Below are 15,130 nucleotides of genomic sequence, written 5' to 3'. Positions count from 1 at the left end.
CCGGTTAGCTCACCGCCAGCTTCGACGCACCTTGCAGCCGGACGCCCCTTTAGGGACGTGACCAAGAACCTCTATGAACACTACTCAAGATCTGTCGATCGTTTCCCTCGTCCTCAATGCGAGCCTGCTGGCCCAGGCCGTGATGGCGCTGCTGCTGCTGCTGTCGCTGCTGTCGTGGACCTTCATCTTCCGCAAGTGGTTTGCGATCCGTCGCGCGCGCGCGCAGACCGAACGCTTCGAACGCGATTTCTGGTCGGGCGGCGACCTGCAGGCGCTGTATCAAAGCGCCGCGAACAACCGTCATACGATCGGCGCGCTCGAACGGATTTTCGAATCCGGCATGCGCGAATTCCTGAAGGGCAAGGAAAAGCGCATCAACGATCCGGGCGCGATTCTCGACGGCGCGCGCCGTGCAATGCGCGCGGCATTCCAGCGCGAGATGGACGTGCTTGAAGCCAACCTCGCGTTCCTCGCGTCGGTCGGTTCGGTGAGCCCGTACATCGGTCTGTTCGGTACCGTGTGGGGGATCATGAACGCATTCCGCGGACTCGCGAACGTGCAGCAGGCCACCCTCGCGAACGTCGCGCCCGGCATCGCCGAAGCGCTGACGGCAACCGCGATCGGTCTGTTCGCGGCGATTCCGGCAGTGGTCGCCTATAACCGCTACGCTCACGACATCGATCGCCTCGCGATCCGCTTCGAGACCTTCATCGAAGAGTTCTCGAACATCCTGCAGCGCCAGGCTCACTAAGGAGTCCACCATGGCCGGTTCTTCTTCCAGCATGCGCGGCAGCCGTACGCGCCGCGCGATGGCCGACATCAACGTGGTGCCGTACATCGACGTGATGCTCGTGCTGCTCGTCATCTTCATGGTGACCGCGCCGCTCGTCGCACCGTCCATCGTCAATCTGCCGACCGTCGGCGGCGCCGCGCCGCAACAGCAGACGCCGCCCGTCGTCGTCAACATCCGCGCCGACGGCAACATGAACGTCAAGTACAAGGACGACGCCGGCGCGACGCAGCAGGAAGACATGACCAAGGCGGATCTGAACGGCTTCATCACGGATCGCGCGCAGTCGCATCCGGACCAGCCGGTCGTGATCGCCGCTGACAAAACCGTGAAGTACGAAGTCGTGATGAACGTGATGTCGGATCTGAAGGCGCGCGGCGTGAAGCGCGTCGGGTTGCTCGTCAAATCGCAATGAAACAGGAATCCGCTTACCCGCTCCAGCCGCCGCGAGAACGCGGCACGGGGCGTGCTATTGCTCTTGCGATCGTGATGCATCTGCTGCTCGGATACTTCCTGTATCACGGCATCCAGTGGCAAAACAGCACGCCCGAGGGCGCCGAGGCCGAACTGTGGACAGCCGTGCCGGACACGACGCTGCCGCAGCCCGTGCCGACGCCGCCCGTGCGGGTTGCACCGACGCCGCCCGTGAACGACGAGGAAGCGGACATCGCGCTGCAGGAAAAGAAACGCAAGCAGGAAGAAGCGGCGCGCCAGGCGCAACTGGCGGAACAGCAGCGGCAGAAACTGCAAGCCCAGCAGGAAGCCGAGGCCGATGCGAAACGTCAGCAGCAACTCGCGGCACAGCAGGCCGCCCAGCTCGCGCAGCAGAAAGCCGCCGACGCGAAGCAGAAGCAACAGCAAGCCGACAAGCTGCGCCAGCAGCAGCTAGCGGAACAGCAGAAACAGCAGCAGCTCGAGCAGCAAAAGGAAGATCAGCAGAAGCAGGCGCAGGCCGACGCGAAGAAGAAAGCCGACGCGGATAAGGCCGCGAAAGCGAAAGCCCAGGCCGATGTGCAGGCGAAGAAACTCGATCAGGAACGCCGTGCGCGCCTCGCGCAGATGCAGGGGCTGGCGGGCGGCGAAGGATCGACGGGCAACGGGCTCGCGAAGAGCGGGACGGGCAGCGGGTCCGGCGGGACGGCAATATCGCCGGGATATGCGGACAAGGTGAAGCGTCTCGTGAAGCAGAACCTGAACTACGCGGGCGCGAAGGACCAGATTACAACCCTGATCGCCGTACGCTGTTCTCCGACCGGCACGGTATTGAGTGCCACGATAGTTAGCAGCAGCGGGAACGCCGAATGGGATGAAGCTGCGATGCGGGCTGTGCGGCGCTCAGACCCAATGCCGCGCGACGTCGACGGGAAAACCCCGCCGAGCTTCAACATCAAGTTGACGCCTGCAGATTGACCGTGCATGTGCAAAATGACTCAAGCGGCGCCGCTGGGAACGAATGCGGCACTTTTGAGTCTCTAATCTGTCGCCATTGCTTGAAAATTGGCTTCTTAGGGAATTTGGAAAAGACGATGAGTTTTTTGACCAAGCTAGGTGTAAGGACGATAGTGGCGTCGTGCCTGATCGCGGCCGGAAGTGCCGCGCATGCTGAACTTACGGTTCTCGTCACGGGCGTCGGATCGACGCAGTTCCCGATCGCGACCGCGAATTTCGCCAATGAGACGAATTCTCCGCAGCAGATCAGCACAATCGTGCGCCAGGATCTGCAACGCAGCGGCAAATTCACGAATATCGATGCAGGCGGTGCGCCCGTCTCCGAAACCGACTCGGTCGACCTCGGCGGATGGAAGGCCAAGGGCGCCGACGCGTTCGTCGCGGGCAGCGTCAACCGGCTCGCGAACGGTCAGTATGAAGTGCGTTTTAAACTGTACGACACCGTCAAGCAGCAGAGCCTCGGCGGTCTCGTACTCGTGAGCCCCGAAAGCGGTTTGCGGATGAGCGCGCACAAGGTGGCCGATTACATCTACGCAAAACTGATGGGTGCACGCGGCGTGTTCGCGACGCGTCTGTCGTACGTGATCAAGACCGGTGGCCGCTACCAGTTGCAGATTTCCGATTCGGACGGCCAGGACGCGCACATCGCGCTGTCGAGTCCCGAGCCGATTATCTCGCCCGCGTGGTCGCCCGACGGCACGAAGGTCGCATACGTGTCGTTCGAAAAGAAGAAGCCGATCGTCTACATCCACGACCTGCCCACGGGCCGTCGCGTGATCGTTTCCGATCAGAAGGGTAACAACAGCGCGCCGGCGTGGTCGCCTGACGGCCGCACGCTTGCAGTCGCGCTGTCGCGCACCGGCAATACGCAGATCTTCGCGGTCAATTCGGACGGCAGCGGACTGCGTCGTTTGACGCAAGGCACGTCGATCGATACCGAGCCTGCGTTCTCTCCCGACGGACAATCGATCTACTTCACGAGCGATCGCGGCGGCGCGCCGCAGATCTACAAGATGCCGGCGCAGGGCGAAAACGCCGGCGGCGCGCAACGCGTGACGTTCACCGGCAACTACAATACGAGCCCGCGCGTGAGCCCGGACGGCAAGCAGCTCGCGTACATCTCGCGCGTCGGCGGCGCGTTCAAGCTTTACGTGCAGGATCTGCAATCGGGCGTCGCGACGGCGCTCACCGACACCACACATGACGAATCGCCGAGCTTCGCGGCGAACGGTCAGTACATTCTTTACGCCACACAGGTGAACGGCCGTGGCGTGTTGGCGGCAGTGTCGACCGATGGTCGCACCCGGCAGGTCCTGTCCGTTCAGGGCGGCAGCGTTCGCGAGCCGTCCTGGGGCCCGTTTATGCAATAACACACAAGGAGAGTTAAAAATGATGTCCAAACTTCGTATCGCATTTGCGGTCCTGATGGTCGGTGCTCTGGCTGCGTGTCATTCGGGCGTGAAGCTCGACGACAACGCCAACAAGGGCGGCACTGTTTCGACGCAACCGAATCCGAACGCCGTTGCACAGGTCAATGTCGATCCGCTGAACGATCCGAACAGCCCGCTCGCGAAGCGCAGCATTTACTTCGACTTCGACAGCTATTCGGTGAAGGACGACTACCAGTCGCTGCTGCAGCAACACGCGCAATATCTGAAGAGCCATCCGGAACGTCACGTGCTGATCCAGGGTAACACCGACGAACGCGGCACGAGCGAGTACAACCTCGCACTCGGCCAGAAGCGTGCAGAAGCCGTGCGCCGTTCGCTGTCGACGCTGGGCGTGCCCGACTCGCAGATGGAAGCCGTGAGCCTCGGCAAGGAAAAGCCGCAAGCGACCGGTCATGACGAAGCATCGTGGGCGCAGAACCGCCGCGCCGACCTCGTGTACCAACAGTAACCGTAACGGGTGATGAGCCGTATGACGCACCGTTTCTCCTGGCTGCGGATCGCCGCGGCCGTCTGCGTGGCAGGGACGACGCTCGCGGCCGTCCCCGCGCACGCGGGCATCTTCGACGACGACCAGGCTCGCCAGGCGATCCTGGACCTGCGCACGAAGACCGATAGCCTGTCGAGCCAGCTGTCTGCCGCGCAGCGCACGATCCTCGATCAGTCCAACCGTCTCGATCAGCAGAACCAGCAGATCGCGACGCTGCGTGGGCAGAACGAGGACATGGCGAACCAGCTCGCCACGTTGCAGAAGCAGCAGAAGGACTACTACACCGACCTCGATACGCGGCTGAAGAAGTTCGAGCCGCAGCAGCAGACGGTCGATGGCGTACAGGGCACCGTGCAGCCCGGCGAAACGGATGCGTTCAACGCGGCGTCGCAGCAGTTCCGCAGCGGGGACTTCAAGAATGCAGCGGCGTCGTTTCGCAGCTTCATCTCGAAGTATCCGCAGAGCCCGTATCAGCCGACCGCGCAGTTCTGGCTCGGCAACGCGTTGTATGCGCTGCGCGACTACAAGGGCTCGACGGCCGCGTGGCAGGGTGTGGTGAAGAATTATCCGCAGCACCCGCGCGCAGCCGACTCGATGCTGGCGATTGCAAACAACCAGCTCGAACAAGGCCAGAAGGCCGCGGCGAAAAAGACGCTCGAGCAGATCGTCGCGCAATACGGCGGTTCGGATGTCGCGCAGTCGGCGCAGAGCAAGCTGTCGCAGATCAAGTAGTTGCGTTTGTAGTTGTGTTGTATCGCGTGGGCGTGCAGCCGCACGTTCGCGCGACGCGCAGTGCCGGACGTCATCGACACGCGCGCCTCTCGCTGAAAAGCCCGGAGCATGAGAGTGCTTCGGGCTTTTCTTTTGCTGCTGATTTTGTTGGCGTCGCGCCCCTGCGGTTGACACCCTCGCAGGGGTATCGATATAATCTCGCTTCTCTTTTTGGGTCGTTAGCTCAGTTGGTAGAGCAGCGGACTTTTAATCCGTTGGTCACAGGTTCGAATCCCGTACGGCCTACCAAAAATTCAAGCACGAAGCCCAGCCTGTATGGCTGGGCTTTTTGCTTTCTGGAATCCGTGTAGGCGCCATGTAGGCATTTAGAGTCGGCACAGATTCATCTCAATCCACATACCAACGACGATACTTCCTCAACCGCGACCGTCGGACAGCCAACATGCTAATCACCATCACCGAAATACGCACTTACCGGTATTCGACAGATTGTGAAAATACCGGACACGTCTGTATTTCGCGGCGCCGCACTGCGATCGACGCGCACTCGAGAACTGCAAACTGCACGTCAGGTGATGCAGTCGTAAAATGGTGAATCACGCTCGATACGGCGGATCGCCTCGGTCGCACGCTCGACCTGCGACTCATCACCGATCAGGTAGACGGTGCCGAAACTGCTGAAACCGTCCCTCGTTCGTGATACCGAGGCACCGCGTTGCAAGACTGCCTTGCGGACAGAGTGAACGCCCGGCAGTGACTCGAGCAGATCCCAACGCACGTCTTTACTGAGGGTGCCATCTCGCGGCACATGTAGAGTGATCGAGCGGCAGTGCGCAAGGTGCGCTGGTGCCGGTCGGATGGCGTATGCTTTCGGATCGATGGCCGCCAGCGCAGATTCGAGGATCGTAGTCGTCCCATACGCCGCGAGCAAGAGCGACGGATCGACCAGTCCTTGCAGGCGTAGTCCGAAGTCGATGACAACGGGCTCGCTGCCATCATCGGGCGCGATGATCTCGATATGAGCGGCGCTGTTCTTCACGCCGAGTTGGCGTAACGCATCGACAGCGATTTCCTCGACGCGCGCGACCTGCGGCGATCCAGGCTCCACCAGATCCGCAACGCCATATGCGGGGCTGCGGTCGAAAAATGCCTTCTGGGTGCGCCAAACCTCGAGTACGCGATGTGTACCATTGGCGGTGACCGTGTTGACCATGTACTCGGCGCCCATAATCTTTGACATGAGTACGGCCCGCTGACCCGCTGTCCCGTTGAACAGGGCGGGAGCGGAAAAAATGGAGTGCAGAGCGGCGTGTACCTCGTCGATTCGCTCGCAGATCTTGACCCCTGAAGATCCAGCGTCACTGACAGGCTTCACGACGATGGGCAGCCAACGCTCAAGTGCCTGGATGCATATCGGCGTCGTCTCAACGACCTCCTCAATGTACAGCCGCTCGCCGTAACCGAGTGTCCTGTAGAGCTCAAGCTTGTTACGAAACACCGTCCCCGACAGTCGGCCATCGGTCAATGGGCGCTCCAACCGCCTGCCCAATTCGATCGCGAGTTCGACGCCGGGCTCAGAGCCAGCGATCACCGCGACGATTTCGCGCTCTCGCAGCTCAGCGACAATTTCGTCGACGGAGCCACGATACTCGATCAGCGCCGAGAACAAAGAAGGGGAGAATGTCTTGTCGAAGTAAGGATTACACTCCACGGTGTTCTTCACGTGGATGCATGGATAGCCTAACGAAGTAAACGCGGCCGGCAGATAGCGCCCAGTAGACAGCGCATCGACGATGACTACGCACCTGTGTTGTGTAGTGACAATACTGGGTTGATGGTTCATGACAGGTAGTTCATGCGGTGGGTTCGGGTTGTTGATCGAGCGCTGTGAGCGCGCGGCCAACGGCGGCGAGAATGCTGTCGTTGGACGCGTCGTCCATTTCCAACAACGGATCGTCGCTAAGCGTCCGGACGCGTGCACGCAGTTGTGTGATCAGACCACCACGGCTCAGCGCGGTGCGGTTGACCAGAAACAGCGAGTCATATACGAAGTGTTCGAGGCTGCTCGCCGAGGCTTCATTGCCATGCGCATTCTCGATGCTCCGCAGGAGCGATGGACCTTTGGGCACTAGCGCCTTCGCGGTAGACAGATGATCGTGCAATGAGTCCATGAATGGCTTCTTCACCGTGCCAGGTGCGTGCGGATCTGGCGATTTCAGCAGCCGCAGGATCCGCCGCTTGTAGATCTGGTAATCTGCAGACCAGGTCGCCGAGAACCCGGGGTAGAACTGGCTCATGATCGGGCGAACTGAACGGGCATAGTTCTCCGGGCCGATCAACCGTGCGTATCGGAGCATCGAGCCATAGGCGTTCGTGCATAATGCAACTCGCTGCAACCGCTCAGTGGCATCCGGCGAGTTCGCAACGATGTCGTCGATTTCATTGCTACTGAGTACCCATAGCAAAAAGGAAATGTGATGCGACAGAGTCCACCGATTCCAGTCCGCATCAACTTCGAAAAAGCGCGCGCTTTCCGTGCGGTCCTCTGCCCACACCAGAGGACTGTCGGGTTGCCATTGGTAGCCAGGCTCTGACGCGGTGCCTGACATGACGATGGCCGGCAGGAACAGCACACGCCCCGCTCTCGTCTCATGCATGAGCAAAACCTCCTGCGTGATACCGCAGGTTATCGACGAGTTCACGCTCTGCGCGTTCGACAGACTCGTGCGTGCGGGCCGAGTAGACCTGCACGACATCGAAGTTCTCCGGCAACTCATCTGGTGAAAGATGACTGGCCGCGCAAAGGTCGCAGACCACTTGCCGCGTGGGTTCCGCGAGCAGAAACGCCGCGATATCGTCCAGCAGAAACGGTAGCCCGAGTGTCGTGACAGTCATTACGACCTCACGCCTGGCGCGCATCAGGACGTCGCGAGACAGAACGGGCGTATAGGCCGGCGTGTGGATCGAGATGAAATCGGCGGCTGCCACCACTTCGTCGATTGAACCGAAGCGGCACCGGGTCAGTGAGTCTCGCATGCTCTCAGGTCGGCCACCGCGGGTAGCAACGAACACTTGCATCCCGAGACCGAGTGCGGCTTCGCCCACGAGCTGGCCTACCCCGCCGAAGCCGATGATGCCGAGCGTCTTTCCGCGAAGCTCGCGCTGGCTAACGCTCAAGGTGTTTGCTGCGTGCGTTCGCGTGATGTTGAGCAATTGCTGAATCACAAATTCGCAGGTGCCAAAGTCGCCATATCGGCCCAGATTGGTCCAGGGAACGTTTCGCCGGTTAAGGAAGTCCACGTCGACCTTCCCGGTGGAGGTGCAGCGCAAACCAACATAACGCAGTGCACCGAACTGGGCAAAGAACGGAGCATCCAGCGTTGCACCCCAGCTGGCGAGGATCGCGTCGCAGCCGTCGAGCCGACCGCCGGCACTCGACTGGTATAGCAAGGGCATTGTGCTCAGCGAACAGACCTCGCGTAACGCGTGGTCGCTCAGGTAGACATCGTCGGTAATGAAGATTTGATTGAACATTGTCAGTCAGCTCCGCTCGCGGGAATGCGTAATTTCAAACTCGTTCCCTTCCGGATCAGCGAGATACAGACTCCCAACGCCGTTCTTGTCCCACACGATTTCGCTGATTTCGCTCAGTAGTCCAAATCGTTTGTTTGCCACCGACGCGAGCTGCTGGAGTTCTTCAAGTCGTGCTTCCCGCGCGACATTGATCGCAATGTGCTGAAACTTCGTGATCCGGTCGCCTGATAAGGTTAGCTCGCTGCGTTCGAACAAATGCAGCTTGATTTCATCGGACTGGATTTCCGTCAGAACGGTAATGCCGGGAAGCCTACGTAATGTGAGATGAGAAAATTCGGTCAACGTCCAATTTTGCGCTGCGTTGAAGACGGCCTTGTACCAAGAAATACACGTATCCAGTTGCCGCACCTGAATGCCGACATGATCGAATTTCATGATAAATTTTTATGGATTGTATTTGAAAAAATCCAGATAAGGAATCTTGAAACCCCTAATCGGGAGTAGTAACGTCAGACTCGCCGCGCCGTAAGATAAATACCGAACACAGTGCAGATATTATTGCGGCACCGCCAACGACAAAACAAACATCTTTAAATCCGATTCTATCGGCTACGAAGCCGATTATCATTACGGACACGGCAAGGCAGGCTGTCACAATGGAATTGTAAACCATACTGACATCCGCTACGACACGACGGTCAACCGACAGCAGAACGTCATTGCTCAGCTTGGTGTAGGCCAGTTCGAAACAGAAGAAAAAAATCCAGTATGTGATGAAACCAGAGGCCATGTTTCTGCTGAGCGGCAATATGGTTACGCATGAGCCTGCGATAATCAGAGTCATTTGTGCCAAAGTAGTCCTAGGCACGTCGCGCTTAACGAGATAGCCGTACAGAGCTAGCGCGATCAGGATGACCGGCCCGATGCCGGCTTGTAGCAGCAATCCGCTTTTGACGCCGCCATCCAGCAATGCGACCGGCAGCGCGGCGCGTGCGACGGTGTGGAAACCTTGCAAGATCGCAGTGTAAAGCGTCAGTTGAACAATTGATTGCCTAAGTGTCGGGTTAATCCTGATCTCTCGAACCGCGTTTCTCCACACGCCAACGCGTGCTTCGCGCGACTCTATCGAGCGCGTCGAAAGCAAGCGTGGGCAGGCCAGATACATCGCAAGACTCAACACATGACACCCTGCTGCAACTCCAATCAATACATGGACGTCCAGATTTTTGATGCCTGCGTAAGACAACACACCGCCTGCCGCGACACCGAGGTATTGGGACGCATTGAAAAGCGTGGCCGCTTTCTCGAGACGACTGGCAGGAATGTAAAGCTTCAGTGCCGTACTTCTGAGCGAGCGGGCTATTGCCTCCAGTACGCCACGAGCTACCAGTCCGACGAAAGCGACCACAAGAAGATTGCTCGCAACCGGCAACAGCATAACCAGTTGAAAGAACTCGAGGCATGCCAGCACGCGGACAGGCTGTCGGAATCGACCAAGTCGCCCCAACCATCCGACCAGGAAAATGGGGAGCAGCCACTGACTGATGAACACGACGCCGGCGGCCAAGGAAGAACCACGCTCCACGTACAGGATTGATGCGAGCCCGAGCAGCAAGAGCATCGAGCCGGTAGTGGTCGATAGCATCGCAAGCCACAACAGCCAATAAGCGGCTTCGGCTCGACGTCCGGGCTCATTAGCGATAACACTCTGACTGGGCGACGTAGTGATCGGGCCCATTTTTCTCCCCTACTGGACTGTTCGTCTTCCGACACATCTCGCTTCCTTTCGGATACGCCGGAGATTGAAATCTAAGTGAAATCGGACATTACCTGCTCGACACTGTGACGTAGCACCACGAGCTGATCGCGCCGGAAGTAACCGTGCTCGTGTTTACCTTTTACGACGCTCTCGCAGAACACAAAATCCTTCCCAAACCTGGCTGCATCCGGGTTCTGTGTCTTCACCGTCATACGCAGACCGCTTGCACGCAGTCGGACAACGGTATTGTTTTCGATGCTCTGCATAGTCATCTCATCAAGAAAAGAGTGATCAGAAATGGGGCGATTAGCGTCAGGATGAGACCGCTGACGAGCGCGGTCGGAACCTCAGTCGCCCGACATGTCTGCTTGATAATCGGAAGTGTCGAATCCAGAGCCGTTGCACCACTCGCGCCAATACAGGGCTGAGAAAATCGCGCCCCCAGGCTGTACAGGAGTACGATTGCAAGCAATTCCCGAAACAGGTCCGTGAGTAATGCTATCGTGCCGTACGTATTCCCCATGTACTTGGCCATCAGCACGCCTGACAAGGTGAACCACCCGAAGCCGCTTGACAGCGCAAGCGCAACTTTTAGTGGTTGCCCGCCCACCATTGAAGCGATTACCCCTCCCGCCAGTGATCCAAGTACGACGAGGGCAGGGATCGCGAGCGTTCTGACCGAGAGCCATTTCCTGCTGACAGTGATTCCTACCAGATCGACACCCACCAGCCAGATCAACGTATAAAGAAGCTGATTGGTAGAAGGAAGCGGCACGCCCGACAGAAACACGGGTAATTTGACAAAGCTGATCAACACGCCGCTCACGACCATCAGAAGTGCTATAGCGCATTCCTTAATTGGTTTTAGAACCGCATCAGATTTCACGCGCTCCCGATTCACGGTCCGAACGAGCGTTACGTCAGGACGGTGCGCGAGAACAATCAATAGCCAAGGAAATGCCGTCGTCAGAACGGCAAGCAGGAGCGCGAGCATGATTGCGTGCCTCGCCTCACTCGCTCTTCCAAGGACGTCACCAAACTGGTACCCGATCGAAAAGAGGAGAAGCCATACGAGTGGCGTGATCAGCCGGGCCAGACTGGTCCGGGCTCCGGAGTTGATGATCCGTCCGGTGGCATAACCCACTGCCAGCGCAATGAGTATCGGAAGAACGGCCATCGTGAGCGTTTGCATTAGATGTTCTGCCTCGTTTGAGAGAAATCGATGAGGATGATGCAGCGCTCCGCTATCGCGTCGCTGTTGCTGGCCTTGCGCACGGGATCGACGTAGTGACAAACGGCCGGATCGAAAACCGCGAAACTCTCCAAAAAGCCATTCAAGGTAAATTGGGCAACGATATCGTCAGCCTGGACCTCATAGAGCGAGAGGTCACGAATCGATGGCTTGCCGATATAGTTGACGCCGCCGCCGGTTGAACCTGAGCGATGAACCAGGTGAGCAAACGTAAACGGTTCGCCATCCTGGTGAAAACAATTGGGCGAACTGATACCAAGCTCTTGACTATCGTGTGCCTGGATTTTTACAAAGTGCACGCCGAAGTAGATCGGGAATTCCTGGCCAACGTGTTGCCAGAAGGTATGCGAAAAATCGTCGAGAATGAGCCGCTGAAGAATGCGGCTTGCCTTGCATACGTCGCTCAACGCGTTGAAGTAGCGGATGTTCCGATGCTCGGGATTGTTGCCGCCTTGATCGTAACCGGCACGACACACGTTTGCGCTGGTCACCGGCGGGATCCAGAAGACTTCTTCCCTTTCGGCCCAGGGAATGATGATTCCGTTTCCATAGCGGCGAAAGCGATGTACACCGGGCGGTGCGAATTCGTCTGATTCCAGTGAGAGAAATTCTTCATTGAGTATGCGACGATCGTCATCGTCGCAGTCGATGGCTGGTTGATAGTGCGCAAAGCCATTTGCCTGAAGATGGGCGCGAATTGTTTTTTCTTGAATCATGCTGGTTGGTCTTTTGAGTATTTGAGGGAAAATGCGATCTAATGAATGATGGGTGGAGAAAGCTGGGCCTTCAGAATCTTGTCCATACCCTGATAGCCGTACACCGCGATGACGGGATCATGTATGTCGCCGTTGCTGTCAAAGCGAATTCGCCCAGTCACTCCCGCATAGTCGGTGGTGTGTAGCGCAGCCAGCACTGCGGGACGCTCGACGGATCCGGCTTTGACGATGGCGGCGGCGATCACGCGCACAGCGTCGTATGCGAAGGCGGCATACCCGAGTATCGGCTCGCCAAACCGTTTCTGATATCTGAGCTCGAACGCCTTTCCGCTAGGCAAGCCGCTCAACGCGGCACCCGCGATCGAGCAGACGACTTGGTTCGCAGCGGGGCCCGCAAGCTTGGGGAAATCGTCCCCACATATCCCATCGCCGGCTACGATCGGAATGTTCAAAGACAGCGCAGCGGCCTGGCGAACGAGTAGAGCGCCTGTTTCGTCCATGCCGCCAAACACCAGAGCATCAGGCCGTTCAGCCTTGAGCCGGGTGAGGACTGCCCGGAAGTCGACGGTGTGGTCGCTCGCCGCATCGTGGGACAGGACCCGGATTCCACGTAGTTTTGCAGATCGCTCGAAGCTATCTGCAAGGCCAACGCCGTATGCCGATGAATCGTCAATGATGGCAACGCTTCGAATGCGCAGGGCATTGGACGCATACTCGGCAAGTGCTGGGCCTTGCGACTCGTCCGTCGCAACTACCCTGAAGGTTGTGGCAAACCCCTGATGGGTGAACACCGGATTGGTTGCAGACGGCGAAACCTGGGCGACGTGCGCCTGGGCGTAGACGCGTGCCGCCGGGATGGATGTGCCGGAGTTCATGTGGCCAACCACGGCGACCACGTTTTCATCAACGAGACGCTGGGCTGCGGTGGTTGCCAGACGAGGATCGCCAGCGTCGTCTTCGGAGACTAACTCCAGTCTTACCCGACGCGGGCCGACCATAATGCCGTCGCGATTGATATCCTCGACTGCTAAACGCGCGCCGTTTTCTTCGTCCTTTCCCAAATGTGCCGCAACTCCGGTGAGCGTCGTGGCCACGCCGACTTTGACGACGACTTCGTCCGCGGCATACGACCGATGGAATGTAAAGACAGCCAGGGCCGTGATCGTGAATTTCACCCACTGTGCTGTAACGGTGAAATTGCGGTGGAGACGTTGTATGGCTTTCATGCTTTTACCCCATCGAAAGATGCTACGACCGACACTACATTGCTAGCCATCTTCTCAATGAGATATCCCCCCTCCATAACCAGCAGCGTCGGTATATCGAGACGACCAATGATCTCGCCCATACGCAGGTAATTTCCCTCCTGAAGGCGAAAGCGTCCTATTGGGTCATCCTCATGCGTGTCGACGCCCAAGGAAACAACGAGTGCATCCGGCGCATATCGCTCAATCTCAGAACAGGCGTTTGCGAGGACATCTCCATAGACGCCCCAGGAGACGCCGTGCGGCAACGGGTAGTTCTTGTTGAACCCGTAACCGATCCCATTACCTACTTCTTCTTTGCGTCCTGAAAAGTATGGATATGAGACACGAGTATCCGCGTGGAGCGACACGAACAGCACGTCTGCCCGATCGTAGAAAATATGTTGAGTGCCATTGCCGTGGTGATAGTCGACATCAAGTATGGCGATGCGATGCGCTCCTCCATCAATCAGCTTCTGAGCTGCGAGAGCCGCATTGTTGAGATAACAGTAGCCGCCCATGCAGTCCCGGCTGGCGTGATGACCAGGTGGACGACAAAGCGCGAATGCGGCCCGATGGCCACGCTCGAGATATCCTGCTCCGGTCAACGCCGTGTCAGCACTTGCGCAGACGGCTTCCCATGTGCCGGCTGTTATAGGAGCACACGTGTCCATTGAGTAGTAGCCGAGACGACCGTCAATCGAATCGGGAGGCGCCGTGACATTTCCCCGAACAGGCCACACAAGCGGCAATGCCGACCCTCTGCGGCCGGCGTCGGACCACTGTTTCCACGCGTCGGAAAGAAAGCGAACGTATGCCTCGTCGTGCACGCTGGCATAAGAAGATATGCCGTGTGAATCGGGAAGACGTATATCGCTCAGCCCGCAAAACTTTAATTCCTTGACAATTGAAAAGGCGCGTTGTGGAGTCTCAAAGCACGGAGTCAGTTCTCCGTTCATAACCTCATATGTGTCGCAGTGCGACGCGTGAGCTTCGCTGTATATCGTGATCATCTGTGGTCGCCATCCCCGCATTGAGTAGCATCAGTCTAGCGATACGTCACAGAAATTACTTTGCAAAAATGCGCGGGTTGGAGCTAGTATTCTGGAGAATTCCCGTGCAATTCTTCCCGTAAGAGAAAGATTTTTTCATGCAGAAACTCGACCATATCGATCAAGACATGCTTCGTCTCCTGCAAACGGACGGACGCATGACGGGTGGCAAACTTGCGGAGAAACTTTCGCTAAGTGAATCGCCCAGCTGGCGACGCCAAAGACGGCTAGAAGCAGAAGGCTACATTGAAGGCTATCAGGCAGTGGTAAGTCGGAAGTTGCTAGGACTGGGGGTTTTAGCTTTCGTGCACATCACTGTCACGGAACACGCGGAAAAGGTATTAACTCGGATCGAAGCACAGCTTGCAGCTCATCGGAATGTTCTTAGCTGTCACAAGGTCAGCGGCGATGCAGACTATCTTGTCCAGATTGTCGCGAAAGATCTTGCCGAATATGGCCACCTCTTTACTGACATCTTTTCTAGCTTGCCGGGAATTGTGACCCTGAACTCGCACCTTTCCCTTCAGGAGATAAAGGCGACCGCGCAGTTGCCGATTTACTAGAGCCTATGGACGATCAACAAAGCCAGATGAATGAATATCCGCCGGTACAATGCAAAGCGTATCAAGGCCTCACTTCTGACGACGCGCTGAAGGCGGCCGCG

The 15,130-nt window shown here is 57.9% G+C and carries 17 protein-coding genes and 1 tRNA gene; 8 read left to right on the top strand and 10 right to left on the bottom strand.

Features of this window, described 5'->3' with window-relative positions:
* The first annotated feature begins 73 nt into the window (after positions 1-73).
* From tolQ to E1748_RS27195, 7 genes are all read left to right on the top strand, one after another.
* Positions 74-751: a protein TolQ gene (gene tolQ, locus E1748_RS27225; protein ID WP_133650347.1), complete on the top strand. Its 678-nt coding sequence runs from the start codon at positions 74-76 to the stop codon at positions 749-751.
* 10 nt (positions 752-761) lie between these two features.
* On the top strand, positions 762-1,205 hold the full coding sequence (gene tolR, locus E1748_RS27220) for a protein TolR (protein WP_133650346.1): 444 nt from the start codon (positions 762-764) through the stop codon (positions 1,203-1,205).
* Entirely contained in the window at positions 1,202-2,200 is a 999-nt protein-coding gene (gene tolA / locus E1748_RS27215) for a cell envelope integrity protein TolA (RefSeq protein ID WP_133650345.1), read from the top strand. The genes tolR and tolA overlap by 4 nt, the downstream gene beginning before the upstream one ends.
* A 116-nt stretch (positions 2,201-2,316) precedes the next feature.
* On the top strand, positions 2,317-3,609 hold the full coding sequence (gene tolB, locus E1748_RS27210) for a Tol-Pal system beta propeller repeat protein TolB (RefSeq protein WP_133650344.1): 1,293 nt from the start codon (positions 2,317-2,319) through the stop codon (positions 3,607-3,609).
* 19 nt (positions 3,610-3,628) lie between these two features.
* Positions 3,629-4,138 carry a peptidoglycan-associated lipoprotein Pal gene (gene pal, locus E1748_RS27205; RefSeq protein ID WP_133650343.1) on the top strand — a complete coding sequence of 170 codons (510 nt, stop codon included), beginning with the start codon at positions 3,629-3,631 and terminating at the stop codon, positions 4,136-4,138.
* 21 nt (positions 4,139-4,159) lie between these two features.
* A complete protein-coding gene (ybgF, locus tag E1748_RS27200) occupies positions 4,160-4,909 on the top strand; it encodes a tol-pal system protein YbgF (protein WP_133650342.1) in 750 nt (249 codons plus the stop codon).
* 212 nt (positions 4,910-5,121) lie between these two features.
* Positions 5,122-5,197 (top strand) — tRNA-Lys (locus E1748_RS27195).
* A gap of 280 nt (positions 5,198-5,477) precedes the next feature.
* On the opposite strand, the gene E1748_RS27190 is transcribed toward E1748_RS27195, so the two are convergent.
* The 10 genes from E1748_RS27190 to E1748_RS27145 all read right to left on the bottom strand — a co-directional run bounded on the left by E1748_RS27190 (position 5,478) and on the right by E1748_RS27145 (position 14,427).
* Positions 5,478-6,752 (bottom strand): ATP-grasp domain-containing protein, encoded by a 1,275-nt coding sequence (locus E1748_RS27190; protein WP_133650341.1) that lies wholly within the window; start codon positions 6,750-6,752, stop codon positions 5,478-5,480.
* A 10-nt stretch (positions 6,753-6,762) separates the two neighbouring features.
* On the bottom strand, positions 6,763-7,566 hold the full coding sequence (locus E1748_RS27185; RefSeq protein WP_133650340.1) for a hypothetical protein: 804 nt from the start codon (positions 7,564-7,566) through the stop codon (positions 6,763-6,765).
* Positions 7,559-8,443 (bottom strand): NAD(P)-dependent oxidoreductase, encoded by an 885-nt coding sequence (locus E1748_RS27180; RefSeq protein WP_133650339.1) that lies wholly within the window; start codon positions 8,441-8,443, stop codon positions 7,559-7,561. Before E1748_RS27180 ends, E1748_RS27185 begins: the two co-directional genes overlap by 8 nt.
* 6 nt (positions 8,444-8,449) lie before the next feature.
* Entirely contained in the window at positions 8,450-8,878 is a 429-nt protein-coding gene (locus tag E1748_RS27175; RefSeq protein WP_133650338.1) for a VOC family protein, read from the bottom strand.
* 55 nt (positions 8,879-8,933) lie between these two features.
* The gene (locus E1748_RS27170) at positions 8,934-10,181 is read right to left on the bottom strand and encodes an MFS transporter (RefSeq protein ID WP_133650337.1); all 1,248 of its coding nucleotides are present in this window, start codon (positions 10,179-10,181) and stop codon (positions 8,934-8,936) included.
* A 71-nt stretch (positions 10,182-10,252) separates the two neighbouring features.
* A complete protein-coding gene (locus tag E1748_RS27165) occupies positions 10,253-10,468 on the bottom strand; it encodes a hypothetical protein (RefSeq protein ID WP_133650336.1) in 216 nt (71 codons plus the stop codon).
* Between the two features lie 2 nt (positions 10,469-10,470).
* Complete coding sequence (locus tag E1748_RS27160) at positions 10,471-11,394, bottom strand: LysO family transporter (RefSeq protein WP_240766813.1); 924 nt, start codon at positions 11,392-11,394, stop codon at positions 10,471-10,473.
* A complete protein-coding gene (locus E1748_RS27155) occupies positions 11,394-12,170 on the bottom strand; it encodes a 2OG-Fe dioxygenase family protein (protein ID WP_133650335.1) in 777 nt (258 codons plus the stop codon). Before E1748_RS27155 ends, E1748_RS27160 begins: the two co-directional genes overlap by 1 nt.
* Positions 12,171-12,208: 38 nt before the next feature.
* Entirely contained in the window at positions 12,209-13,396 is a 1,188-nt protein-coding gene (locus E1748_RS27150) for a branched-chain amino acid ABC transporter substrate-binding protein (RefSeq protein WP_133650334.1), read from the bottom strand.
* Positions 13,393-14,427, bottom strand: a complete 1,035-nt coding sequence (locus E1748_RS27145; protein WP_133650333.1) for a histone deacetylase family protein — start codon at positions 14,425-14,427, stop codon at positions 13,393-13,395. Before E1748_RS27145 ends, E1748_RS27150 begins: the two co-directional genes overlap by 4 nt.
* Positions 14,428-14,564: 137 nt before the next feature.
* Here E1748_RS27145 and E1748_RS27140 point away from each other — a divergent pair, with 137 nt between their 5' ends.
* Positions 14,565-15,029 (top strand): Lrp/AsnC family transcriptional regulator, encoded by a 465-nt coding sequence (locus E1748_RS27140; RefSeq protein ID WP_133650332.1) that lies wholly within the window; start codon positions 14,565-14,567, stop codon positions 15,027-15,029.
* Positions 15,030-15,130 lie beyond the last annotated feature (101 nt).

The organism is Paraburkholderia flava, assembly GCF_004359985.1.
Lineage (GTDB): Bacteria > Pseudomonadota > Gammaproteobacteria > Burkholderiales > Burkholderiaceae > Paraburkholderia > Paraburkholderia flava.
Note: the sequence above shows the minus strand (reverse complement) of the source record. Positions and strands in the feature narration are given on the sequence as shown.

Excerpts from the sequence above, each read along its gene's own strand:
- tolQ (WP_133650347.1), top strand. The coding sequence starts at position 74 with ATGAACACTACTCAAGATCTGTCGATCGTTTCCCTCGTCCTCAATGCG.
- tolR (WP_133650346.1), top strand. The coding sequence starts at position 762 with ATGGCCGGTTCTTCTTCCAGCATGCGCGGCAGCCGTACGCGCCGCGCG.
- tolA (WP_133650345.1), top strand. The coding sequence starts at position 1,202 with ATGAAACAGGAATCCGCTTACCCGCTCCAGCCGCCGCGAGAACGCGGC.
- tolB (WP_133650344.1), top strand. The coding sequence starts at position 2,317 with ATGAGTTTTTTGACCAAGCTAGGTGTAAGGACGATAGTGGCGTCGTGC.
- pal (WP_133650343.1), top strand. The coding sequence starts at position 3,629 with ATGATGTCCAAACTTCGTATCGCATTTGCGGTCCTGATGGTCGGTGCT.
- ybgF (WP_133650342.1), top strand. The coding sequence starts at position 4,160 with ATGACGCACCGTTTCTCCTGGCTGCGGATCGCCGCGGCCGTCTGCGTG.
- E1748_RS27190 (WP_133650341.1), bottom strand. The coding sequence starts at position 6,752 with ATGAACCATCAACCCAGTATTGTCACTACACAACACAGGTGCGTAGTC.
- E1748_RS27185 (WP_133650340.1), bottom strand. The coding sequence starts at position 7,566 with ATGCATGAGACGAGAGCGGGGCGTGTGCTGTTCCTGCCGGCCATCGTC.
- E1748_RS27180 (WP_133650339.1), bottom strand. The coding sequence starts at position 8,443 with ATGTTCAATCAAATCTTCATTACCGACGATGTCTACCTGAGCGACCAC.
- E1748_RS27175 (WP_133650338.1), bottom strand. The coding sequence starts at position 8,878 with ATGAAATTCGATCATGTCGGCATTCAGGTGCGGCAACTGGATACGTGT.
- E1748_RS27170 (WP_133650337.1), bottom strand. The coding sequence starts at position 10,181 with ATGGGCCCGATCACTACGTCGCCCAGTCAGAGTGTTATCGCTAATGAG.
- E1748_RS27165 (WP_133650336.1), bottom strand. The coding sequence starts at position 10,468 with ATGCAGAGCATCGAAAACAATACCGTTGTCCGACTGCGTGCAAGCGGT.
- E1748_RS27160 (WP_240766813.1), bottom strand. The coding sequence starts at position 11,394 with ATGCAAACGCTCACGATGGCCGTTCTTCCGATACTCATTGCGCTGGCA.
- E1748_RS27155 (WP_133650335.1), bottom strand. The coding sequence starts at position 12,170 with ATGATTCAAGAAAAAACAATTCGCGCCCATCTTCAGGCAAATGGCTTT.
- E1748_RS27150 (WP_133650334.1), bottom strand. The coding sequence starts at position 13,396 with ATGAAAGCCATACAACGTCTCCACCGCAATTTCACCGTTACAGCACAG.
- E1748_RS27145 (WP_133650333.1), bottom strand. The coding sequence starts at position 14,427 with ATGATCACGATATACAGCGAAGCTCACGCGTCGCACTGCGACACATAT.
- E1748_RS27140 (WP_133650332.1), top strand. The coding sequence starts at position 14,565 with ATGCAGAAACTCGACCATATCGATCAAGACATGCTTCGTCTCCTGCAA.